A 22541-nucleotide genomic window follows, 5' to 3' on the forward strand; every position below is an offset into this window, starting at 1 on the left:
CCGTCGCCGATCAGGGCAAGGTGTGCCCCGCATGACTGACGCGGCCTACTCCGTACCGTAGGCCGCCCACCGTCCGAGGACGAACCCGCCGCCCTCCTGCCGGACTTCCACGGCACCCGCCCCGCCGAAGTGCGCGGGGACGACCAGCTCCCGTTCGGCGGCCGCCCGTTCGAGAATCCGGCGGCGGCTGGCCACCGCCTGTTCCGCGTCCAGGCAGAAGCAGCTGTTGCAGGAGGGGCTGAGGATCTGCACCGGGCTGTGCAGAAGATCGCCGACGAAGACCGCCCGGTCGCTCCCGGATGCGAGCCTCAGCACGGACGAGCCGGGCGTATGGCCGGGCGCGGACTCCAGGGTGAGATGTTCGTCGATGCGGTGGACGCCGTCCCACAGCACGGTCCGCCCTGCCCGGTGGACGGGCGCGATGCTGTCCTCGTAGATCAGCCGGTCGTCCTCACGCAGGCCGTTCCCATATGAATTGTCCGGGCCGAAGTGGAAGTCGTCCACGGCCGGGATGAGGTACCGGGCGTTGGGGAACGTCGGCTCCCACCCCCCGTCGGCGCCGACGGTGTTCCAGCCGACGTGGTCAGCGTGGACGTGGGTGTTGACGACGACGTCGACGTCCTCCGGCCGGACGCCGGCCCGCGCCAGCCCACCCAGAAAATCGCCCTGCCAGTGGTGGAACTGCGGCGAGCCGGGCCGCTCGCGCCCGTTGCCCACCCCGGTGTCGACCAGGACGGTCCGTCCGCCGCTGCGCAGCACCCAGGTCTGCAGCGCCATCACCGCCCTGTCGCCGTCCGGCTCCCAATGATCCGGCGCCAGCCAGTCCTCGTTGCCCTTCCACACCTCGGCATCGGACTCCGGAACCAAGCCGCGCGCGGGCGCGAACGCCCCTTGCCACTCGACGACCCGGGTGACCTCGACCTCACCCAGCACGATTCTCTCGATCTTCATGCCCTCGACCCTAGGATGGACTGGTGAGCTCCTCAATGCCTGTTCGACTCATTGGAATACGCAAACGTCTCATCACTGACACCATTGATATCCTGACCCGATGGATGTGGTGAGCGACGCCGTCTCGGCCGTACGCATCGGGCGACCCTCCTCCCACCGGGTGCGGGTGAGCGGGAGCTGGTGCACGCGGCTCGCCCCCTATGACGGCGCGGGATTCCACGTGGTGCTGGAGGGCGGTTGCTGGCTGTTGCCCGATGGCGGCTCCCCGGTCTCGCTCGGCGTGGGTGACGTGGTACTGCTGCCGCACGGCACGGGACACGTGATCGCCGACACCCCCGCCGACGCCGTGGCCGTGGAACGGGCGGTGCCGTTCGACCGATGGCTCGACGGGAGTGAGCCGCGCCGGCCCCGAGCCGCCTCCGGCGAGGTGGAGATGCTGTGCGGCAAGTACCGGCTCGACCGCAGCCGCGTACACCCGCTCATGGCGGAACTGCCGAAGGTCGTCCACCTGCCGAACCGCGTGGGCAGTCACCCCGAACTGCGCGCCGCCGTCGACCTGCTGGGCCACGAGCTGGGCGCGCAACAACCCGGCTCCTGCATCGCGGTCCCCAGCCTGCTCGACCTCCTCCTCGTCTACATGATCCGTTCCTGGATGGCCGAGGGCACGACCGGAGCCTGGCCGGCCGTACTGGGCGACCCGGTGGTGGCCGCCGCCCTGCGGGCGCTGCACTCGGACCCGGCCGCCCCATGGACCAACGACCGCCTGGCCGCCGAGGCGGGCGTCTCCCGTCCCACCCTGGCCCGCCGGTTCACCACCCTGGTCGGCCGCCCTCCGATGGCGTATCTCACCTGGTGGCGGCTGACCTTCGCCGCCACCCTGCTCCGCGACACCCCGGACCCGCTGGTCATCGTCGCCCGCCGCGTCGGCTACGGCACCCCGTACGCCCTCTCACACGCCTTCAGCCGGGAGTTCGGGATCACCCCGGGACGGTACCGGGCAGAGGCCGCGGAGCGATCGGCGTCCGCGTGAGAACCCGGGCGAAAGCCGGCCTCTACGACCGTCGGCTGAGGCCGGACGACTCGTTCCTCGGTGGGAACCGACCGTACCTCATCTTGGGGGCACGCGTTCTAGTCGACCGTGACCGGCTGTTTCGGGCTGGGGATGCCGGCTCGGTCCTGCTCTCGGCGTGGCACATCGCCGTGTTGCCCGGGGCGTTTGCGTCGCAGCTGCAGGACAGCCACAGACGACAGCACCAGCAGCCCACCCGCCCACTGGACGGGGCTGAGGATCTCTCCGAGCGTGAGCGCCGCCAGCGCCGTGGTGACGACCGGTTCGAACGTCGACATGATGGCCGCCGTCGACGGTCCCGTGCGCCGCAGGCCGGCGAAGAAGGTCAGCATCGCCAGGACGGTGGACACGACAGCGATGCACGCGAGCCAGAACCAACCCTGCCATCCGAAGCCCAGGTCCGTCCCGTCCGTCACCAGTGCGCGGACGGCCATGGTGAGAGCGGCCCCGGTCATCACCAGCGCGGCCAGTATCACCGGTGGCAGCCGGTGCACGACGGTGTCCGCGACGAGGATGTAGACGGTGTAGGTGGCGGCGGCACCGAACGCCAGGGCCGTGCCGAGCGGGTGAAAGGTGACCTCACCGGTGCCCAGCAGGACGAGTAGCGTCCCGCAGGAGGCGACCACCAGCGCCGCGCAGCGTCCGGGTGTCAGACGGTCCCGGCCGAGCAGCACGGCGGCGAGGGTGACCAACAGCGGGTAGGTGTAGAAGACCAGGGACAGCAGCGAGGCGTCCATGAGTTCCAGCGCGGAGAAGTACAGGCCGGCCTGGGTGGCGTATCCGACGGCGCCCAGACCCAGGGCGGTCACCAGCACCACCGGTGTGCTTCGTGTCGCCGCCGTCCGGTCGGGGATCATCGGGTCGCGGCGCAGACCCGGCCGCAGAAGCAGCAGCATCCCCAGCAGCACAGCGCCCAAGGCGAAGCGCACCAGCAGTAGCGCACCGGGCGAGACGCCTGCGGCGTACGCGAGTTTCCCGAAGATCGCCATGGCGCCGAAACACGCGGCGGACAGAAGGCACAGAGCTGGACCCATGCCCTTCAGCATCGAGGCCACAACACTTCGAGTCCAGTGACGATTCCTGGGTGTCATTCATTAGTATTTCCGCATGGTCACGTTGGATCTCCGCCGTCTTCGCCTGCTTCGCGAGCTCGAGGAACGCGGGACCCTGGGCGCGGTGGCCGCCGCCCTGGACTACAGCCCCTCCTCTGTGTCGCAGCAATTGACCGTCCTGGAGAAGGAGGTCGGCGCACGCCTGCTGGAAAAAGCCGGGCGCGGGGTGCGGCTCACCGACGCCGGCCGACTGCTCGCGCAGCACGCCGGCATCCTGCTGGCCGCAGCCGAGGCCGCAGCAGCGGATCTGGCCGCCCTGGGCGTTGAGGTGCGGGGCACCGTACGCGCCGGCGGCCTGCAGTCGGCGACTCGCCGGCTGCTGGTTCCCGCGGTGGCACGCATGCTGGTCCAGCACCCCCAGGTACGCACCGAGGTCACCGAACTCGAACTCGAACAAGCCCTGCCCGAACTACGTCTCGGAACGATCGACCTGGTGATCAGCGACGAGTACGACGGCCACCCACGCCCCCGGCCGGCCGGACTACGATTCGCGCTGCTGCACGAGGAACCGCTGAAGCTGGTCCTGCCGTCCGATCACCGGCTGGCCAGGCACGGAGGGCCGGTCGCCTTGTCCGAGCTTCAAGACGAGGTCTGGGTGGCCTCGGACCGGGGGACCGGCCATCACGACATGGTCGTGGGAAGCTGCCGGTCCATCGGCGGCTACGAACCCGACGTACGGCACCGATCCAGCGACGCGGACGTCCAGCTCGAACTCGTCCGCGTCACCGGAGCCGTAGCTCTGCTGCCGGCCCTGACCCTGCCCACCGCAGCGGACCCGGCACTGGCGATCCGAGACGTCGCCAAGCAACGGCTCGGACGGCGACTGGTCATCGTCCGTCGAGACGGCCCCTCAACCCCCGCGCTCACAGCCTTCCTGACTGTCGTGACCAGCCAGGCGCACCACCTCGACAACAAGGACGGCCGAAAGCGGTAGGCAGATGTAATGCGGCCGTCGAGGCGCCATCGGCCGCCTTGGCAGAGAGCCGGTGAGCGACAACGGTGAAAGGTCCGCACGATCAACTGCCACCACGACTTCACCCAGCAGGAGAACCACCACGGCAAGAACCTGTGGATCACCCGCAAGGGAGCCATCAAGGCCGACACCGGCGACGAGGGCGTGATCCCCGGCTCCATGGGCACCCGCTCCTACATCGTGCGCGGCCTCGGCAACCCCGCTTCCTACACCTCCTGCTCACACGGCGCAGGCCGCCGCATGTCACGCGGCCAGGTACGCCGCTCCCTCTCCCCCGAGTCACTGACCCAGGCCATGAAAGGCCGGACCTGGAACGCCAACCGCGCCGCCGCACTGGTCGACGAACACCCCAAGGCGTACAAGTCCATCGACCAGGTCATGGCGGACCAGAAGGACCTGGTCACGATCCAGCACACCCTCCGCCAGATCTTCAACTACAAGGGCTGACCCCGTAGACCACGCGCCTCGTCGCCAACCACAGGCGGCGAAGCTCCGCGTTTGCCGACTCCCGAGCCGGCACCCACTAAGGCCCCACGGCTATCTTCCGGGCTCCAAGCGGCCCGAAGTCATAGATCGTGTTGTTCACCTGCAGTCCGTCGATCGCGCCGATGAAGGCGGTGTCCATGCTGAAACCAAGACTCAGTGTGATCACCGCATCCGGCATCGCGGCCTTGAGTTCGTCGAACGAACACGGAGAAGCCAAAGTGCAGTTGATCAAGATGCCCGTCGCCCCAGTGGCATACCACTGGCTGCCGGCTGCGCCGGCGTCGTATTGCTGCCAAGTATTGGGCAGCCGGGGGTCGGGAGTCGACGGGCTGACAGAGGTGTCAGGCAGATAGATCACGGTCGCGTAGCTCGCCGAGCCCACGTTGGGATCAACCTCTATGCTCAGTCTCGGCACGGAGACCGCCTCCGAAGAGTTGGTGCCCGCGAACGCCCAATATTTCAGCGTGATGAGATCACTGATCGACAACTCCGCGAAGTCCGTCTCGTTGCCGAAAGTGATCTTGTCTGGGCTGTCGCCAACGATGATTCCCAAGCTGCCGACGCCATAGGGCGGCGGTACGGTGGCCGCGGAGCTACTGGCAGGGTCTCGGCCATACGGGCCAACACGGTAGACGGCACTCGGCCCACTCTCTGATTCGCGGCCGATGACGCCCCACCTGTCGGTGCAACAGATGGCCGACCCAGGAGGTCCTTGAGGTCCCGTCTCTCCCTGCGGTCCTGCCGGTCCTTCCGGTCCGGTCGCGCCGGCCGCGCCGGTCGCACCCACCGGTCCTGCCGGTCCCGTCTCCCCCTGCGGTCCTGCCGGTCCCGTCTCCCCCTGCGGTCCTGCCGGTCCCGTCTCCCCCTGCGGTCCTGCCGGTCCCGTCGCGCCTTCCGGTCCTTCCGGTCCGGTCGCGCCAGCCGCGCCGGTCGCACCCACCGGTCCTGCCGGTCCTGCCGGTCCCGCCGATCCTTCCGGTCCTGCCGGTCCTTCCGGTCCGGTCGCGCCGGCCGCGCCGGTCGCACCCACCGGTCCTGCCGGTCCCGTCTCCCCCTGCGGTCCTGCCGGTCCTGCCGGTCCCGCCGATCCTTCCGGTCCTGCCGGTCCTTCCGGTCCGGTCGCGCCGGCCGCGCCGGTCGCACCCACCGGTCCTGCCGGTCCCGTCTCCCCCTGCGGTCCTGCCGGTCCCGTCTCCCCCTGCGGTCCTGCCGGTCCCGTCTCCCCCTGCGGTCCTGCCGGTCCCGCCGGTCCCGCCGATCCTGCCGGTCCTTCCGGTCCGGTCGCGCCAGCCGCGCCGGTCGCACCCACCGGTCCTGCCGGTCCTGCCGGTCCCGTCTCCCCCTGCGGTCCTGCCGGTCCTGCCGGTCCCGCCGATCCTTCCGGTCCTGCCGGTCCTTCCGGTCCGGCCGCGCCGACCGCGCCGGTCGCACCCACCGGTCCTGCCGGTCCCGTCTCCCCCTGCGGTCCTGCCGGTCCCGTCTCCCCCTGCGGTCCTGCCGGTCCCGTCTCCCCCTGCGGTCCTGCCGGTCCTTCCGGTCCCGTCGCGCCTTGCGGTCCTTCCGGTCCTTCCGGTCCCGTCTCCCCCTGCAGTCCTGCCGGTCCCGTCGCGCCTTGCGGTCCTTCCGGTCCTTCCGGTCCTTGCGGTCCTGCCGGTCCCGCCGATCCTTGCGGTCCTTCCGGTCCTTCCGGTCCTTCCGGTCCTGCCGGTCCTGCCGGTCCCGCCGGTCCTTCTGCACCAGGGCCGCCGGTCGCGCCGGTCGCACCCACCGGTCCTGCCGGTCCCGCCGATCCTTGCGGTCCTGCCGGTCCCGCCGATCCTTGCGGTCCTTCCGGTCCCGCCGGTCCTTGCGGTCCTTGCGGTCCTTCCGGTCCTGCCGGTCCTTCCGGTCCTGCCGGTCCTTCCGGTCCGGCCGCGCCGACCGCGCCGGTCGCACCCACCGGTCCCGCCGGTCCTGCCGGTCCCGTCTCCCCCTGCAGTCCTGCCGGTCCCGTCGCGCCTGCCGGTCCTTCTGCACCAGGGCCGCCGGTCGCGCCGGTCGCACCCACCGGTCCTGCCGGTCCCGTCTCTCCCTGCGGTCCTGCCGGTCCCGTCGCGCCTTCCGGTCCTTCCGGTCCTTCCGGTCCGGCCGCGCCAGCCGCGCCGGTCGCACCCACCGGTCCTGCCGGTCCCGTCGCGCCTTCCGGTCCTTCCGGTCCGGCCGCGCCAGCCGCGCCGGTCGCACCCACCGGTCCTGCCGGTCCCGCCGCTCCTTCCGGTCCTGCTGGTCCTTCCGGTCCGGCCGCGCCGACCGCGCCGGTCGCACCCACCGGTCCTGCCGGTCCCGTCTCTCCCTGCGGTCCTGCCGGTCCCGTCGCGCCGGTCGCACCCACCGGTCCTGCCGGTCCCGCCGATCCTTGCGGTCCTTCCGGTCCCGCCGGTCCTTGCGGTCCTTCCGGTCCTGCCGGTCCTTCCGGTCCGGCCGCGCCGACCGCGCCGGTCGCACCCACCGGTCCCGCCGGTCCTGCCGGTCCCGTCTCCCCCTGCAGTCCTGCCGGTCCCGTCGCGCCTGCCGGTCCTGCCGGTCCTTCTGCACCAGGGCCGCCGGTCGCGCCGGTCGCACCCACCGGTCCTGCCGGTCCTGCCGGTCCCGCCGGTCCTTCCGGTCCGGTCGCGCCGGCCGCGCCGGTCGCACCCACCGGTCCTGCCGGTCCTGCCGGTCCCGCCGATCCTTCCGGTCCGGTCGCGCCGGCCGCGCCGGTCGCACCCACCGGTCCTGCCGGTCCTTCTGCACCAGGGTCACGGGCCTTCACCCCGAGGTGTGGACATCTTGAGTGCCAGATCATAGAGATCTGGAGACCAAGGAGTTCCTCGTGGCCATGAAGGCCTACTCAGTTGAGTTCAAGACAGACGCCGTCGCGTTGTATCTGTCGGACCCGTCGCGGACGTACGCGTCGGTGGCCAAGGACCTGGGCGTCAACCGTGAGACGTTGCGCCTGTGGGTGCACCAGGCGCGGTCTGCCGGCACTGCTCCGAAGACGGGCTCGGTGAAGAGGCCGCCGACGGGATTGGTAACCTCCGGCAACGTGCTGGAAGAGGAGAACAAGCAGTTGCGGGCCCGGATCCGGGAACTGGAGCTGGAGCGCGAGATTTTGCGGCGGGCGGCCAAGTATTTCGCCGGGGAGACGAACTGGTGAGTCGCTTCCAGTTCGTTGCCGATCACCGTGACGCCTTCGGGGTGAAGCGACTGTGCCGAGTGCTGGAGGTCTCCCGGTCGGGGTTCTATCGGTGGGTGGCCGCCACACCGGCGAGGGCGGTGCGGACGGCGGCCGACGCTGCGCTCGCGGCGGAGATCAGGCAGATCCACGCCGACTTCGATGGCACCTACGGCAGCCCGCGGGTGACTGCCGAGCTGCGCGATGCGGGCCGGCGGGTCAATCACAAGCGGGTGGCGCGGATCATGCGGGTCTTCGGCATCGTCGGGCTGCATCTGCGTAAGAGGGTCCGCACCACGGTGCCCGAGCCCTCCCATCAGAAGATGCCCGACCTGATCAAGCGGGACTTCACCGCGGCCGCGCCGAACCAGCGGTACGTGGGCGACATCACCTATCTGCCCGTCGGTGAGGGACAGTTCTTGTATCTCGCGACGGTGCTGGACCTGCATTCACGTCGCCTGGCTGGTTGGTCGATCGCCGATCACATGCGCACCGAGCTGGTGACCGACGCGCTGCGGGCAGCCGCCGCCACGCGGGGTGGTGACCTGGCCGGGGCGGTCTTTCACTCCGATCACGGGGCGCAATACACCTCCGCCGACTTCGCCGCCGTGTGCAAGGAGTTCGGTGTTCGCCAGTCGATGGGCGCCGTCGGGACAAGCGCGGACAACGCTGCCGCCGAGGCGTTCAACGCCACTCTCAAACGCGAGACGCTGCAGGGCGCCAAACGCTGGTCCTCGGCCCGCCAGGCTCGCCTGGAGGTCTTCAAGTGGATCACTCGCTACAACACCCGAAGGAGGCACTCCAGCCTGAACTACCTCAGCCCGATCACCTACGAGCAGCGGTCCGATAGGGTCCTGCTCGCCGCATGACAGCTGGTGTCCACATTTTGGGGCCAAGGCCCCACCGGCCGTGCCCTGCGGTCCTGCCGGTCCCGTCGCGCCTTCCGGTCCTGCCGGTCCTGCCGGTCCTGGCGTACCAGTTTCACCTACGGGGCCTTCTGGGCCCTGAGGGCCATGTAAGCCGGTTCGACCCGTCGCGCCCTTCGGTCCTTTCCTGCCTTTCGGTCCGCGCGGACCACGCAGGCATACGCAAACCTCGTTCCTGCACCTACATGGCTTGCAGCACCTCTTCCGGCAATGCCCCCCCGCATAGACGTGCGGCTTTCGGGAGACGGCAACAGGAGGGCAAGCCAGAACCGACTTACTCTCCTTAACTTGTGCGATCAAGCGAACGCTGCTCAGCTTTTGCTTGGGGACGATTGCCTGCACTTGGAATGATATGGATAAAAAAACACCGATCAGAATCACCGTAACGCCTCGATTTTGAGCGCGTCTGCTGGACCATGGGATCACAATGCGCCTGCTATCGATGGAATTCATATCATTCCGTGTCATTCGGGGTCTTGAGGAGGGGCCTCTACGACGCATGGATAGTGATCATGGGATACCCGATGAATACCCTTAAATGCATCCCCCCGACCACCAAACCGTAAATTGAGAATATGGTGACAGGAAAGCGGCAGAGGAAAGCCTGTCGAGGTTTATATTCATGCACATAAGGACTTTATGTTGCGATCTTTGGCCTGTATGTCATTGAATTCGCAGTGAAGGCGTTTGGTGCATTTTGCGGGGGAAGGTGGGGGAACCCCTAGAGCTCGTCGGCGGCCATTGCGTTCACAGAGGATTGGCGTGGCGGGCAGGTCATACGCCCCGCTGTCGTGGACGGCAGATTGACTTGAGGCTCGCTGCCACACGTTGGCCCGCATTCCTCTAGCAGGCAGAAGCCCTGGGAGTCGACGGCCTGGATGAAGGCCGGTGACGTGCCGCCGTCCAGTTCGGTCGTGCCGGGGAAAACGGCGACGATCTCATGTACGCCTTCGGAGAGGGGAGCGACGGTCAATTCGGCGTGGCCTGTGCCATCGAGCTGGGCTGTGCCCAGGCTCACTCCGTCGCTGAAGAATTCGACCGGGCCGGTGGGAACGATCCCGCTCGGAGATCTCACCGTCGCGGTGAAGGTGATCGGGCTTTGCTGGCTGATGGCGCACGACGAGTTCACCGCGGTGGTGGTGGACCTGTCGGGAGGACCCGCGCAGGTAGACAGGATGATGGTGTTCGTGTCCAGCGTGACGGTGCCATTGTGAGCCAGGGTTCGACCGTCCACGGTCACGCCGCTGCCCACCGTGATCGAGGTCAGCGCGAGAACGTCGCCGGCGAAGTCGGTAGTGGCTCCGAGCGTGGCCGAGCTGCCTACCTGCCAGAAGACGTTGCATGCCTGTGCCCCCCCGGTGAGGGTCACCGTGCTGGCGGCCGCGGCGATGAGGGTGGAGGCGGTCTGGAAGATGAAGACCGCGGTGGGGTCACCCTGGGCGTCGAGTGTCAGATTTCCTGTGATCTGGAATGTGCCCGCGGCGGAATTGTAGACGCCGGGAGTCACGGTGGTTCCACCCAGCTGTGTCGGGATGGTGGCGTCAGGAGTGCGAGAGGCAGCGTCGTTGTAGGCGGCGAGCAGATCCGCCTGAGCCTGTGCGGCGGTGGCGTCGGCGGCGTGGAGGGTCCCGATCAAGGTGCCGGGCGGGAAGCCGGTCACCACGGAGCCCGGGCTGGTCCCCAGATCTCCGGTGACGATGGTGGGGCCGGTATTCATGACAGAGGCCCCGCCCAGGACTGCGAATTTCGCAGCCGTGCCCAGCGCGACCGGTGCCGCCAATGCGTTCGCGGCACAAGGTGTCGCAGCGATGCTTCCTGTCGCGATCAGGACCGCGAGGACCCATGCCGGCAAGGAGCGAACGATGCTTTGTGATACAAGACGGGGGCCACCGGCGTCTGTCATCAAACTGCTCTTTTCCTTTAGTGCGACTCAGTCCAGGCGCATTACCGATGACGCGTCATATCCTCCAACTTACTAATCGGCAGTTTGGTTCCTTGTCATCCGACATGCGGAAGAAAAATGCCGGGTGTCATTTCTGGGCAAAAGATGGGATCGCCATGGTGTCCGATAGTGCTTTTAATCATTCAGACGCTGAATGGCACTCATTTCCCGACATTTCGATATTAACAATTCAATATCCTCCAGAGGTGAGAGTCGACTGCCAGGCGATCGCCCATCCTGCACATGGAACCGCGCCAAGAGGCGAGGAGGCGTCGCACCTTAGCCTCGATCTTTCGTGATTTTTGTGTGATGGGTCTGTCGATCAAACGGCTCTGTCGCAGATTCGGTGGTGACGGAACGTCTCCTGCGTCATGGTGAGTCATGCGTGATGTCGACGAGCTTGTGAGTGTCGTGTTCTCGGGCTTCTTGCCGTTGGCCGTAGGGGATATGGCGGACGAGGGGGGAACATATCCGGTGCGGGCGCGGCCTCCTCCAGCGCCGGCACCAGGTCCACGACTCGCCCGGCAAGGGCGTCGGCCTGCTGGAGTGCGCACGCAGCCTGAACGTGTCCCTGGGTACCGTCAAGCGCTACGCACGCGTGTCCGAACCCGAACATCTGCGACGCGCCCCGCAGTACCGTCCCACCCTTGTCGACCCTTACCGCGACCACCCACGGCACAGCCGCGCCGACGACCCCGCTGTCCCCGTGCCGCACCTGTTCACCGAGATCAAAGCTCTCGGCTGTCGGGGCAGCTTCAACCTTCTATATCGCTACATCACCCCAGGGCCGGGCCGAGGGCGAGCACTCGCCAATTTCACCGCGTCGCCTGGCCCGGCTCTTGCTCACCTGGCCCGGCAATCTGACCGACACCCGTCGGCGCCTACTGGACGACCTCATCACCGCCTGCCTGGAGATGATCGACCTGGCCGGGTTCGCGTGTGCCTTCGCCGGCCTACTCCGGCCGCGTGACGGCAACGCCGTCCGTCTCGACGGTCGGATCGCCACCGCCCGGGCCGCCGATCTCCCTCATCTGCACGCTTTCACCCGCGGCCTCGACCAGGATCGCGATGCCGTCCGCGCGGCCCTCACCCTGCCCTGCCACAACGGTGGCGCCGAAGGCGTGAACGCCAAGACCAAGCGGATCATGCGCCAGACGCACGGCCGAGCCGGCTTCACGCCGCTCCGCCACCGCATCCTCCTGGGATAAACACACGGCTCTGTCACCACCGAAAGAGAGGCAGAGCCGTTTTTTCCACGGTCCCTGACGTAGAGAGCTCCGCACCTTGCTCAAGCGGCGGGCAGGAACCGGAGCCCGGCCCGTCTACCCGGCCGGGCGGCCCGACCAGCACGCCGATCACTACATCCGCGCAAGCAGATCGCGGGCATCGGGCGGGCTGAGCGTATCCGGCGAGGGCATCATGGCGAAGCTGTCCTCCAGCCCGGTGAGCTGAAGCAGTCGCCGTACCGCGGCCGAGACCCCGGCCAGCGTCAACGACCGGTTCAGCTCGGTGGCGTGCCGCCGGCTCACCATCAGAGCCGACAAACCTTGGGCGTCCATGAAGGACACTCCGGACAGGTCGATGACCAGGGGGCCGTCACCGGTGCGCAGGGCGTCGTCGATTCGCGTGCACAGCAGGGGCTTGCCGACGATGTCCAGCTCTCCACGCACCGTAACGACCGTCCACCCGTTCATCTGCATAGTGGAGATCATCAGTTCGTCCATCACCGCTCCCACCATCTAGGCGTTAAGCGGGGTCGGGCGGGGCACCCTCCGGGAACTCTCACCCGGACCTGCGCCCTCGCCGACGCCGCACCTACACGTGTGTCGCGGGTCCGGGCGGCACGGTCCACCACGAAACCTCGCGATGGACCACATGACCAAATCATTACTTTAGGCGATCGGTCATATACATAGCGCAGCATACGCCTTGAGAGGTAGCAGCCACACCCCCTGGTCCGGAGCTCTCACCCGGGAGGGCAGACCAGATACGTCGAAAAGGAGCAAGCAGGCCGCCGCGAAGACAATTCATGTGGCTGACCGACAGAAACGCCGAGCTGACGCCGATTAGCGGTATCGGGGCCGGGGTCTCACTCGGAGAGTGCGGCGGCGGCTTCGGCGCTGAGCTGGGAGGGTCTACCCCGCCGCCGGTGTCGACCGCCGTGCAGCCATGCATGGCTGCGGGTGCCAGGTGAAGCGGACCCGTGGTGACTCCCTGCCGCATCACCGGAAGGTCACGGGGCCAAGGCGGCTCAGGGAGCCGGTGATATCCGTGACGCACCGTGCGAAACATATAACACTTTGTGCGACTTTTAGGATGCATTCCGTAATACATGGCGTGTCGACCGGCGAACCAGTTATATGTCGGATCTGTCGATGGGGGAGGACCGCTGGATGTACATCAGCTCTGCCACGATCGCGTCCTGGTTGATCACTTGGCGGGCGATGGCCGACAGTTGCTGGTTGTGGTTGCGGGCGTAGGCACGTAACAGGATGAACGCCTCGCCGACGTCGATCTGACCGCGTTCGGCCAGCATGCCCTTGGCCTGTTCGATGACGATGCGGCTGTTGAGGGCGTGTTGCAGCTGCTCGGTGATGAGCTGATGCTCACGCAGGGTCCGCTCGTGGGTGATGCCGATGGTGGCCACGTCCGCCAGCGCCTGAGCGACGGAGGTGTTCTCCGGGGAGGGAACGCCGGGGGCGGAGCTGAACAGGTTCATCGCTCCCAGGACCTGGTCGCGTAGCCGCAAGGGGAAGGCCTGCACCGCGGCGAAGCCGGCATGGTGAGCCGCCGTGGTGAAGCGCGGCCACTGCTGCGGGTGGGCGGCCAGGTTGGAGCAGGTCACCATCTGACCGCTGTGGTAGCAGTCCAGGCAGGGGCCTTCCTCGTCCTGCAGCTGGAACAACTCCAGCAGCCGGGCCTGTTCGGTGGAGGCCGCCACCAGGGTCAGGCTCCCCCGCTGGTCTGCCAGCAGGATGCCTGCCGCGTCGACGTCGAGGAGATCCACGCAGCGTTCAGCCAATGTCTGCAGCAAATCGATGACGTCGAAGCCGACCACCAGTGTGTCGGCCAACTCCACGAAAGTCTGCGCTGTCCGTCGGTCGAGCACTGTCCTTCACCTTCGTTCTGAGGTTCATGCCCTATCCGGCGGTTCGTTGTCCGTGGCCGCCTTACACCGAATCTGGTTCGAATCGCAGCCGTCGCGCCACCACGTCACGGGCCACCTCCAGCAGGCTGCGCTCGTCGGCGAAGGCGTGGGCACGTAGCCGTACGAACGCGGCGCTCAGGTCGGTGCGGGACTGGACCGCGACCATACCGGTGGCCTGGTGCACCTCCGCCCAGCGTTCGGCTGTACCCCACCGTAACTCCTTCGACCCCCCGGCGGCGCCGTCGGGGGTCGCCAGTTGCTGTACCTGCACCAGCAACGCCGCATCAGCGAACACCAGCGCATCAGCCGCCTCCTGCGACGTCAGCCATCCCGCGCCGGCACGGCTGATCTCCAGCACACCGACCGAGATCGCCCCCAGCAGCAGCGGGAACGCGAAGATCGCGCGAACGCCTGCCTGCACGGCGGCCGGGGCGAACATCGGCCAGCGCCGCTGCGTGCCGTCCTCGGCCAGGTCGCCGACCAACACGGGCCGGTCCCTGGCGAGCGCGTCACATCCCGGGCCCTCGCCCAGCGTGACGTGTAAGTCCATCAGCCCATAGGCGCCGGAACCGCTCGCGTACACCGGTTCGTAACCCATGCGCCGGTCGTTGAGGGCCACGCCCACCCCCTGGGCGCGCAGCACTTGCACGCAGATCAGGCACACCGTGTCGAGGGAGACCGGCTTACCGTCATCGCGAGCGCGAGCGTTGATCGCCGCCCATACCGCTGACGGCCGCTGCTTGTCCATCAATCTCCACCGTCTACGGCGCGGGCATTCGTGGCGATCAGGAAAAGGCCGTTGTTCGGGGCGACCGGGATAGGGCTGTGTTCGTCGGCGTCGAGCTGCGCCTCATCCAGGCACACGGCAGGCGCTGGATCCCATCCAGGCGCCTCGTCCCAGCCGGTGAGCCGTAACAGACGGAGCACCATCGCCGGGGCCGCCACCATCCGGACGACACCCGCACTGCCACCACCCGGGCCGAGGCCGGCGGTGACCAGCACGCGCAGGCCGCTCACATCGATGAACTCCAGCCCGCTCAGATCGACGGACAACAGGCCATCGCCATGAGCCGCCCTGTGGGCCGCCCCGGCCAGCGCCGCCGTCAATGCGGGCACGCCGCTACGGTCCAGCTCTCCCTCCAGTCGTATCCCCGGCGGGTGCACCGTCGACGTGATACGCAACGTCTCGTCGTCGTAGACCGGTGAGCAGGTGGCGCCATCGGTATCGTCCATGCCAGATCCCCCAGAGGCTCGTCAAAGAGACAATCCGCGAGGTCAAGACGGCACGAGATCAATGCAAGTAGGGCGCCGTAGGCTCGGGGGCCCACCAGCGAAAGACACCGCTCTCTCAGGCTACTCGCCAACTGGGTGCCTGACCATCTCCACACCGACGCCATACCCCTGGCAGGGACGCGGTTGCCGGTCGCCGATGGTTAAGCAGGCAAGAGCGGGTAGTCACCCTCGTGTAGTTCGTCAGCAAGCGCCCTGAGTCTGGTAGGCGAATCCGTTAGCCCCTGGTGAGATCCAGCAGATACGGCATCCGCATGAGGGGATCTGTGTGAGCACCAACCATCGAGAACCTTGGCCGATCACCACCAACCTGGCCGCCCTGCGGCAACGGATCCACCACCGTGCGACGGATGCAGGGTTGACCGGAGCGCGACTGGAGGACCTCCTGCTCGCCGCCAACGAAACCGCCGTCAACGTCCTGGAACACGGCGGTGGAAGCGGCACCCTGGCCGTCTGGCACGACGAGACGGAGCTGACTGTCGACGTCGTCGACACCGCCGGTCGGCTCATGCCTCAGGGTGTCTACCACTGGCGCTCATCTCATCAGGCGGGCCGGGGCGTCGGATTGTGGCTGATGGGCCGACTCTGCGATGAGTTCACCATCCACCAGGACAGCGGACGATCACGCGTCCGGCTGCGGATGTACCTGCACACCCCGGCCTCACCGCCACTGGTGGCCGAGCCCCGCCGTACCGCCTCGAACTCCGTGCCACAGCGGAGTTCACGACAGAACACCCCTGTGGCCTGCGGGTACGACCCGGCCTCCGTCCTGGGACGGAGTTCGCCGTGAGCAGGTCGCCACATCAGCCGACGGCGCTGGACAGCATGCTCGGCACCGGGGCCGCCTGATCCTGCTGCAGGCCGGAGCGGCCGCCGCTTCCCCGTTCGAGGACAGCCTAAGACAGGAGATCAGAAGCAGAACCGATTAGCCCGACGCCCAATCGTCGCCCGTCCCACTTACCGAAACGAGTCACCGTCCCGATCGGACCATCACCACGTCATCCGATGGCAACCCGACCCGGAGCACCGGGCCGCCAGGCCCGAGCACCGGAGGCGGGGCGGCGTGACAGCCCCAACAACTCACCCGAAAAACGACGCAGCGGGGCCGAGAGAGAACGGAAAGCCCCCATGATGTGCTTCGCTCGCCTGAAAACTAGTTGGATCTTGCGACAGACCTGGGCAAGCTGGATCTCGTACCCGAAGGAGACCATCATGCCGAACCAGGCCGCACCGAACCTGCTGTCGTGGGCAAGTGACATCGAGGCAGGTGCCATCGAGCAAGCCGCACGCGCCTCCCGCCTGCCTTTCGTGGCCGGCCATGTCGCTCTCATGCCAGACGCGCACGTCGGGATCGGCGCGACGGTCGGATCGGTCATCCCGACCAAGGGTGCCATCATCCCGGCCGCCGTCGGCGTCGACATCGGCTGCGGAATGATCGCGACCGAGACGACGCTCACCGCCGCCGACCTACCCGACAACCTGGCCGCGCTGATGCCGCTGGTGGAGAAGCGGATCCCCGCGGGTGTCGGGCAGGGACACGACGACCCGGCCGTGGACCAGGCGCTCAGCGAACTCGACCGTCCGCACACCGACCTTTCTCCCAAGCAGGAGAAGACGGTCTCCTGCCAGTTCGGCACCCTCGGATCCGGCAACCACTTCGTCGAGGTCTGCCTGGACGAGCAGGACCGGGTGTGGACCGTGCTGCATTCGGGGTCGCGTGGCATCGGCAACCAGCTCGCGACCAAGCACATCGCCGAGGCCAAGAAGCTGATGCAGCGCTACTTCATCGAACTGGAGGACCCGGACCTGGCCTACCTCGTCCAGGGGACGCCGGAGTTCACCGCCTACATCGAGGACATGCTGTGGTCGCAGCGCTACGCCATGGCCTCGCGCGCCCGGATGGACAAGACGTTGAGCGCCGCGCTGTTCAGCGTCGCCGGTAAGGGCTCCAGGGTCCGCACGATCAACTGCCACCACAACTTCACCCAGCAGGAGAACCACCACGGCAAGAACCTGTGGATCACCCGCAAGGGAGCCATCAAGGCCGACACCGGCGACGAGGGCGTGATCCCCGGCTCCATGGGCACCCGCTCCTACATCGTGCGCGGCCTCGGCAACCCCGCTTCCTACACCTCCTGCTCACACGGCGCAGGCCGCCGCATGTCACGCGGCCAGGCACGCCGCTCCCTCTCCCCCGAGTCACTGACCCAGGCCATGAAAGGCCGGACCTGGAACGCCAACCGCGCCGCCGCACTGGTCGACGAACACCCCAAGGCGTACAAGTCCATCGACCAGGTCATGGCGGACCAGAAGGACCTGGTCACGATCCAGCACACCCTCCGCCAGATCTTCAACTACAAGGGCTGACCCCGTAGACCACGCGCCTCGTCGCCAACCACAGGCGGCGAAGCTCCGCGTTTGCCGATCTCTCGACCAGCACCTGTATGAGGAGATCGGGAATCGTGCTCATCGCGCGCACGGTCCAACACCGGTGGCACCCGCGTCACGCGCTTGATCATCTCGCGCGCGTTCCATGCTCGGTAGTCAGACAACTACAAAATGGAGCGGCCTGGCTGACGCCTCGAAGCAACGGGGTCGATAGCACCGCGCCCTCATAGAACTGCCGAGCCGGAACGGTGAACGGCGGTCACTCCGTCCGCGTCGGCTCGCCAACGCCACTGGGTTTCCCCCGTAGCACGGCCACCTCGACACCTGCAAAGCCCTGCGCAGCCGCTGAACATCAAAAATCCGGCGAACTCTGGACGGGGACCTGCTCCCGAGCGTGAGAACGACCTGAGGGAGTATGTGAAGATGCATTTTTCGATCAACATCCCGAACTTCGGGGACTTCGCGGACGCCAGGACCGTCGCATCGGTGGCCGTGGCGGCCGAACGTGCGGGCTGGGACGCGTTGTTCGTCTGGGACCACATCGTGCACCGCAAGCAGCTCCGCCGTACCTTTGGCGATCCGTGGATGCTGCTGACCGCCGCGGCGCTGGCCACCTCGCGGATCCGGCTGGGCACGCTGATCACCCCGGTCGCCCGCCGGCGTCCCCAGCAACTGGCCCGCCAGGTGGCCACCCTCGACGCGCTCAGTGGTGGGAGGGTGATCTTCGGGGCGGGCCTGGGCGCGCCGATCGACGACGAGTTCGGCAGTTTCGGGGAGCCGACCGACCCGGTCGTGCTCGCCGAACGCCTGGACGAGGGGCTGGACCTGCTGCGGCGCTATTGGTCGGGCGAGCCGGTGAACCATGAAGGAGCGCACTTCCAGGTGCGCGATGTGACCCTGCTGCCCGCCACGGTGCAACGTCCCCACCCGCCGGTCTGGATCGCGGGGTACTGGCCGCGTCAGCGCCCGATGCGCCGAGCCGCCCGCTGGGACGGTGCGGTGCCGCTGTTCGCCTCCGCCACTCATGGCGAGCCGCCGCCTGTAGAAGAGGTCCGCGACCTCGCCGCCTTCGTCCACCGGCACCGCGACGACAGCCGAGGCACCCCCTTCGAGATCGTCGTCGGCGGTGTGAGCCCGGCCGACCCCGCCAAGGCGCGCGACCTGATCGGCCCGCTGGCCGACGCCGGCGCGACGTGGTGGGACGAGCGGCAGCACATCAGGGGCGATGACCTCGACAAGCTCGGGCCGGTGATGCGCCGCATCGAACAAGGCCCACCGGTCATGTAGGCCGCGGACGGCGCCAGGCGAAGATGAAGATCGTGCCGCCCACCATCGACAGCGGCTCGCGCCGATGGTGGGGGGCTGAACAGCGGGCCAGAGGGGAGCCCCGTCACGCCGGTTTCATCGGCCGGGTCTCCTCGCGCTCGCCGGCGCTGTCCGCTCTGGCGGGCAAGAGCAGGGCGGTGACGACCACGGCCACGGACAGCACCGCGCCGATGATGAAGGCCAGCCGCATGCCGTCGAGGTTGGCGAGCGCCTCCGTGACTCCCTCGGATCTCAGGGCCTCGGTTCGCGCGCTCATCACGGTGATCACGAGCGCGGTGCCGATGGCCGCGGAGACCTGTTGCAGCGTGCTCAGGATCGAGCTGGCGTGGGAGTAGAGCGGCGGTGGAACCGCTCCGAGCCCGAGAGTGAACACCGGGGTGAAGGTCGCGGCCAGACTCACCATCAGCAGCGCGTGCAGAGCGAGGAGCTGCCAGAACGGCATGGTCATCGTGACCAGGGTGAAGCCGGTGAGCGCGAGCGTGATCCCGATCGCGCCGGGGATGACCAGGACCCTGCCGCCGAACCGGTCGAACAGGCGGCCGACGGTCGGACCGAGCAGCCCCATCGCGAGACCGCCCGGCATCACGAGGAGTCCGGCCTGCAGGGCACTGAGCTCGCGGACGTTCTGCAGGTACAGCGGCAGCAGGACCATCGAGCCGAGCATCGCCATGAAGGACACCGACATCAGGATCAGTGCGACCGTGTAGGTGCGGTAGCGCAGGGTGCGCAGGTCCAGCAGCGGCACACCGCGCTTCTGCAACGACAACTGGCGGAAGACGAAGACGACGATGGCGACCAGGCCGGCCGCCACGATCGCGGCGGCGACGCGGGCGTCACCGCCCTCGAACCGGCTGAGCCCGTAGACCAGGCCGCCGAAGCCGAGGGCCGCGGTCACCACGCTCAGCCAGTCGACGGTGCTGAGCTCGGGCTCTCCGACGTTCTTGAGCTGTTTCAGGCCGCGCCATGTGATCACGGCGGCGATGGGGAACACCACGGCGAACAGCAACCGCCAGGACCCGAACTGAAGGATCACCCCCGAGACCGTCGGGCCCATGGCGGGCGCGACCGAGATGGCCAGGGAGACGGCGCCCATCACCCGGCCACGTTCCGCCTCGGGCACCACCTGCATCAGCGTGGTCATCAGCAGCGGCATCATCACAGCTGTCCCGGACGCCTGGATGATGCGAGCGCCCAGCAGCACCTCGAACGACGGCGCGACGGCGGCCAACGCCGTGCCGAACAGGAACAGGCCCATCGCGGTGGTGTACGCGCTGCGGGTGGACACCCTCTTCAGGAACCATCCGGTGATCGGGATGACGGCGGCCATGGTCAGCATGAAGGCGGTCGAGAGCCACTGTGCGGTCTGCTCGGTGATGTGCAGCGCGCCCATCAGCCGCGGGATCGCGTTGATCATGATCGTCTCGTTGAGAATGACCACGAATGTGGCGAGCACCAGCAGCCGGATCACGGCCGGGGTACGACCCGGAACGGCGGTCGCCGGCTTGGCGGGTGAGTCGAGCTGCGGGCTTAACACGGAACCTCAATCGGGGTTGTCGGACATGACGTGGTCGTGGCCGGCGTCCCGGCCTCGGGTCTCACAAGAAGTCGTGGTCATGCAAAGACTGACCTACACCACCGACAAAACTCATCGCCCGCCCCCAGCATTCCGGCAAGTGCCGCGAAATGTCACCTCGTTTTCACCGGCGGACGAGGCAGGATGACCGTCCGCTTCTCAAGCGGAGCGATCACCCCGCTCACCCGCTGAGAACCGGGAGCAGTGGGGTGCCGACGGTGCCTGCCGTATGCCTCTGGCGGGGGACGTCGCCGTCGGCGTTCAGCGGGGAACGGTCTACGCCCGGGTCCCGGGTACGGCGTCGAACACGGCGGACGGATTCGTTGTGATCACGATCCTCCCGGTGACGACGGCCGTCGTGGTGATCAGCGGATCGGACTTCTGGTTGGCTGATGTCCATGACGACGAATGTGAGCATCCCGGGCCAGGCCCACCGGGACCCTTGGCGCATCTGCGCGGCGATCGGTACCGGCACCCTGATTCCCACCACCGTGTTCGCCTGGGTCCTCGTGCTGAGCACCTATGAGGCTTCCCGGTGCCTCACCTACGGGGAATGCAACCGGAACGTGGACGCACTGTTGTCGGTGGCATGGTGGGCCTTCTTGGGGAGTGTCGCCGCCGGCCTGCTCGCACTCGTACTTCCGAAACGGTGGCAGGCGATGAAACGGCTCCGGCCGGTGTTGGCCATCACCCAGCTCCTCCTGCAGGCGATCACCTTCGCCGCGATACTCGGCAGCGCGTGACGGTCGCGAGCACCGCCATGGACCGGCACAGGTCGCGGATCACCGGGATATCGGGCAGCAGCCGGGCCACGTCATGAGCGGTCATGAGCCCCATTCAATCGGACGCGGCGTCCTCCTCGCCGGGGCATGACGGTCGTCTCATCACGCCGGAGCAGCGACAAGAACACGACCAGCACCGCGCCGCCCACATAATGCATGACCGGCCCGGCCGCGATGATGTTCCACCCCCTGAAACGAAGCGCGTTCCGGCATTCATCGGTGACGACCTCGATGGCGAAGGGGATCGTGAACACCACGGCGATCACCACGAACAGCGCCGCCGTCGCCCAGCCGGCGATCGTGCCCCACCTCCCGCGAAGGGCGAGAACCGCACCCAGACCAAGCACCATCACGGCGGTGGGCCAGCCGTTCGACTCCGCGGAAACGGTCCGCCAGCTGATCTCCGTCAGCCAGCCGACATCCTGAAGGACGTACGACTCCGCGCTGAGAGGGCAGGTGAATCCTCTCGTGTAGGTCGACCATTCTTGGAGGTGCCACCAGACGGTACGCGATGCGGGGGCCGCCAGAGCCGCCAGGGTCAACACGGGTATCCCCCAGCGCGGGGGCGTCTGCGGTAATGGAAGCAAGATCGCCGCCGCTTCATCGTGAATGGAGGCGCCCAGCCTAGATCATTTGCGACAACGGAGACAGAGGCCATCCACCTCACGCCCGCCCGCTCCTGTCCATGGCGTCAACCGGTCAGCACTGCCATAAAAAACGACCCTCCTGCTCGTCGGCGCTGAGGAAGCCGTAGCCCATGCCGCCGTCGCCGAAGTTCAGTTCGTACATGTGCCGCTGGGAGGATCTGAGCTGGAAGAAGAACGTCCATGGACCGCCGTCCGGGTACTCCTCGAACTGCAACCAGGTGGGAGCGCCCAGAAGACGGGATTCCCACCGGTGACGCGGCTCCACCTGCTCGACCTCCTCCAGGTCGGCGAACAGCTCGCCGACGAGGCTCTCACCCCGGTCGGTGGCGACCGTCTGGACGAACCGCGGGATCCGGCCCGGCTGCACGATGAGTGCGTTCTCGCCCCCCTCCGGCCGCCACGACTCCTCGCAACCGTCACCCATGAACAGGTAGGCCATCCGGATGGACCCACCGGGCAACCTGAACTGCCCGATGAACCCCATCGGACGCTCGTGCCGCGCGCAGAGCGGCCATCGCGGCTCCTCCAGCCAGATCGGCTGACCGCCGAGTTTGGTGGCGAACTCCTCGATCACCTCGTCGACGCGAGAGAAGACCATCTCGTACGCGAGGCCGTCGTCACCGTCGATCACCGGGACATCTTACGGCGAGGCGCCGGTCCGGCTCATGAGACGAAAAGCCGGCCCGATCACCGAAAGCGGAATCGCCGGCTCTGTGCGCCGCCGTGAAGGTTCCG

The 22541-nt window shown here is 67.7% G+C and carries 19 protein-coding genes and 1 pseudogene; 9 read left to right on the top strand and 11 right to left on the bottom strand.

Annotated features, from left to right (window positions below; genetic code table 11):
* Positions 1–45: 45 nt before the first annotated feature.
* The gene (locus J2853_RS18290; RefSeq protein WP_307559507.1) at positions 46–951 is read right to left on the bottom strand and encodes an MBL fold metallo-hydrolase; all 906 of its coding nucleotides are present in this window, start codon (positions 949–951) and stop codon (positions 46–48) included.
* 100 nt (positions 952–1051) lie between these two features.
* Here J2853_RS18290 and J2853_RS18295 point away from each other — a divergent pair, with 100 nt between their 5' ends.
* Positions 1052–1981: an AraC family transcriptional regulator gene (locus J2853_RS18295; RefSeq protein WP_307559509.1), complete on the top strand. Its 930-nt coding sequence runs from the start codon at positions 1052–1054 to the stop codon at positions 1979–1981.
* 98 nt (positions 1982–2079) lie between these two features.
* On the opposite strand, the gene J2853_RS18300 is transcribed toward J2853_RS18295, so the two are convergent.
* A complete protein-coding gene (locus J2853_RS18300; RefSeq protein WP_307559510.1) occupies positions 2080–3054 on the bottom strand; it encodes a DMT family transporter in 975 nt (324 codons plus the stop codon).
* A gap of 73 nt (positions 3055–3127) precedes the next feature.
* On the opposite strand from J2853_RS18300, the gene J2853_RS18305 reads away from it, so the two are divergent.
* Complete coding sequence (locus J2853_RS18305; RefSeq protein ID WP_307559512.1) at positions 3128–4066, top strand: LysR family transcriptional regulator; 939 nt, start codon at positions 3128–3130, stop codon at positions 4064–4066.
* An 81-nt stretch (positions 4067–4147) separates the two neighbouring features.
* A complete protein-coding gene (locus J2853_RS18310; protein WP_307568722.1) occupies positions 4148–4552 on the top strand; it encodes an RtcB family protein in 405 nt (134 codons plus the stop codon).
* Positions 4553–4628: 76 nt separating this feature from the next.
* Here J2853_RS18310 and J2853_RS18315 read toward each other — a convergent pair whose 3' ends face one another.
* Positions 4629–5144: a hypothetical protein gene (locus tag J2853_RS18315; RefSeq protein ID WP_307559514.1), complete on the bottom strand. Its 516-nt coding sequence runs from the start codon at positions 5142–5144 to the stop codon at positions 4629–4631.
* 2298 nt (positions 5145–7442) lie between these two features.
* Here J2853_RS18315 and J2853_RS18320 point away from each other — a divergent pair.
* Positions 7443–8653 (top strand): IS3 family transposase gene (locus tag J2853_RS18320; protein ID WP_307568558.1). Its coding sequence is split into 2 segments (ribosomal slippage): positions 7443–7752 and positions 7752–8653, totalling 1212 coding nucleotides; the frame shifts between segments, so codons are not numbered across the junction.
* 778 nt (positions 8654–9431) lie between these two features.
* On the opposite strand, the gene J2853_RS18325 is transcribed toward J2853_RS18320, so the two are convergent.
* A complete protein-coding gene (locus tag J2853_RS18325) occupies positions 9432–10562 on the bottom strand; it encodes an ice-binding family protein (protein WP_307559516.1) in 1131 nt (376 codons plus the stop codon).
* Between the two features lie 580 nt (positions 10563–11142).
* Here J2853_RS18325 and J2853_RS18330 point away from each other — a divergent pair.
* Positions 11143–11860 (top strand): annotated as a pseudogene (locus tag J2853_RS18330) (transposase); the annotation flags it as partial.
* A 150-nt stretch (positions 11861–12010) separates the two neighbouring features.
* Here J2853_RS18330 and J2853_RS18335 read toward each other — a convergent pair.
* The 4 genes from J2853_RS18335 to J2853_RS18350 form a co-directional block, all read right to left on the bottom strand.
* Positions 12011–12376 carry an STAS domain-containing protein gene (locus tag J2853_RS18335; protein WP_307559517.1) on the bottom strand — a complete coding sequence of 122 codons (366 nt, stop codon included), beginning with the start codon at positions 12374–12376 and terminating at the stop codon, positions 12011–12013.
* 632 nt (positions 12377–13008) lie between these two features.
* Entirely contained in the window at positions 13009–13761 is a 753-nt protein-coding gene (locus J2853_RS18340; protein WP_307559520.1) for a GAF and ANTAR domain-containing protein, read from the bottom strand.
* Between the two features lie 61 nt (positions 13762–13822).
* On the bottom strand, positions 13823–14548 hold the full coding sequence (locus tag J2853_RS18345; protein ID WP_307559522.1) for a GAF and ANTAR domain-containing protein: 726 nt from the start codon (positions 14546–14548) through the stop codon (positions 13823–13825).
* Complete coding sequence (locus J2853_RS18350; protein WP_307559524.1) at positions 14548–15033, bottom strand: STAS domain-containing protein; 486 nt, start codon at positions 15031–15033, stop codon at positions 14548–14550. Before J2853_RS18350 ends, J2853_RS18345 begins: the two co-directional genes overlap by 1 nt.
* A 325-nt stretch (positions 15034–15358) precedes the next feature.
* Here J2853_RS18350 and J2853_RS18355 point away from each other — a divergent pair, with 325 nt between their 5' ends.
* From J2853_RS18355 to J2853_RS18365, 3 genes are all read left to right on the top strand, one after another.
* Complete coding sequence (locus J2853_RS18355) at positions 15359–15880, top strand: ATP-binding protein (RefSeq protein ID WP_307559526.1); 522 nt, start codon at positions 15359–15361, stop codon at positions 15878–15880.
* A 422-nt stretch (positions 15881–16302) separates the two neighbouring features.
* Positions 16303–17457: an RtcB family protein gene (locus J2853_RS18360; protein ID WP_307559528.1), complete on the top strand. Its 1155-nt coding sequence runs from the start codon at positions 16303–16305 to the stop codon at positions 17455–17457.
* A gap of 444 nt (positions 17458–17901) precedes the next feature.
* The gene (locus tag J2853_RS18365; protein WP_307559530.1) at positions 17902–18765 is read left to right on the top strand and encodes an LLM class flavin-dependent oxidoreductase; all 864 of its coding nucleotides are present in this window, start codon (positions 17902–17904) and stop codon (positions 18763–18765) included.
* Positions 18766–18868: 103 nt separating this feature from the next.
* Here J2853_RS18365 and J2853_RS18370 read toward each other — a convergent pair whose 3' ends face one another.
* Positions 18869–20338 carry an MDR family MFS transporter gene (locus J2853_RS18370; RefSeq protein WP_307559532.1) on the bottom strand — a complete coding sequence of 490 codons (1470 nt, stop codon included), beginning with the start codon at positions 20336–20338 and terminating at the stop codon, positions 18869–18871.
* Positions 20339–20775: 437 nt separating this feature from the next.
* Between J2853_RS18370 and J2853_RS18375 the strand changes: the two genes are divergently transcribed.
* Complete coding sequence (locus tag J2853_RS18375; RefSeq protein WP_307559534.1) at positions 20776–21120, top strand: hypothetical protein; 345 nt, start codon at positions 20776–20778, stop codon at positions 21118–21120.
* A 71-nt stretch (positions 21121–21191) separates the two neighbouring features.
* Here the strand turns inward: J2853_RS18375 and J2853_RS18380 are convergent, their stop codons facing one another.
* On the bottom strand, positions 21192–21704 hold the full coding sequence (locus tag J2853_RS18380) for a hypothetical protein (protein WP_307559536.1): 513 nt from the start codon (positions 21702–21704) through the stop codon (positions 21192–21194).
* A gap of 154 nt (positions 21705–21858) precedes the next feature.
* Positions 21859–22437, bottom strand: coding sequence for a hypothetical protein (locus J2853_RS18385; RefSeq protein WP_307559538.1), 579 nt, complete (start codon positions 22435–22437; stop codon positions 21859–21861).
* Positions 22438–22541: the final 104 nt, after the last annotated feature.

This window comes from Streptosporangium lutulentum, from assembly GCF_030811455.1.
GTDB lineage: Bacteria > Actinomycetota > Actinomycetes > Streptosporangiales > Streptosporangiaceae > Streptosporangium > Streptosporangium lutulentum.

What these genes read in the sequence shown, in the direction of transcription:
- J2853_RS18360 (WP_307559528.1), top strand. Translation starts at nt 16,303, where the DNA reads ATGCCGAACCAGGCCGCACCGAACCTGCTGTCGTGGGCAAGTGACATC.
- J2853_RS18350 (WP_307559524.1), bottom strand. Translation starts at nt 15,033, where the DNA reads ATGGACGATACCGATGGCGCCACCTGCTCACCGGTCTACGACGACGAG.
- J2853_RS18345 (WP_307559522.1), bottom strand. Translation starts at nt 14,548, where the DNA reads ATGGACAAGCAGCGGCCGTCAGCGGTATGGGCGGCGATCAACGCTCGC.
- J2853_RS18295 (WP_307559509.1), top strand. Translation starts at nt 1,052, where the DNA reads ATGGATGTGGTGAGCGACGCCGTCTCGGCCGTACGCATCGGGCGACCC.
- J2853_RS18305 (WP_307559512.1), top strand. Translation starts at nt 3,128, where the DNA reads ATGGTCACGTTGGATCTCCGCCGTCTTCGCCTGCTTCGCGAGCTCGAG.
- J2853_RS18375 (WP_307559534.1), top strand. Translation starts at nt 20,776, where the DNA reads ATGACGACGAATGTGAGCATCCCGGGCCAGGCCCACCGGGACCCTTGG.
- J2853_RS18335 (WP_307559517.1), bottom strand. Translation starts at nt 12,376, where the DNA reads ATGGACGAACTGATGATCTCCACTATGCAGATGAACGGGTGGACGGTC.
- J2853_RS18300 (WP_307559510.1), bottom strand. Translation starts at nt 3,054, where the DNA reads ATGGGTCCAGCTCTGTGCCTTCTGTCCGCCGCGTGTTTCGGCGCCATG.
- J2853_RS18365 (WP_307559530.1), top strand. Translation starts at nt 17,902, where the DNA reads ATGCATTTTTCGATCAACATCCCGAACTTCGGGGACTTCGCGGACGCC.
- J2853_RS18290 (WP_307559507.1), bottom strand. Translation starts at nt 951, where the DNA reads ATGAAGATCGAGAGAATCGTGCTGGGTGAGGTCGAGGTCACCCGGGTC.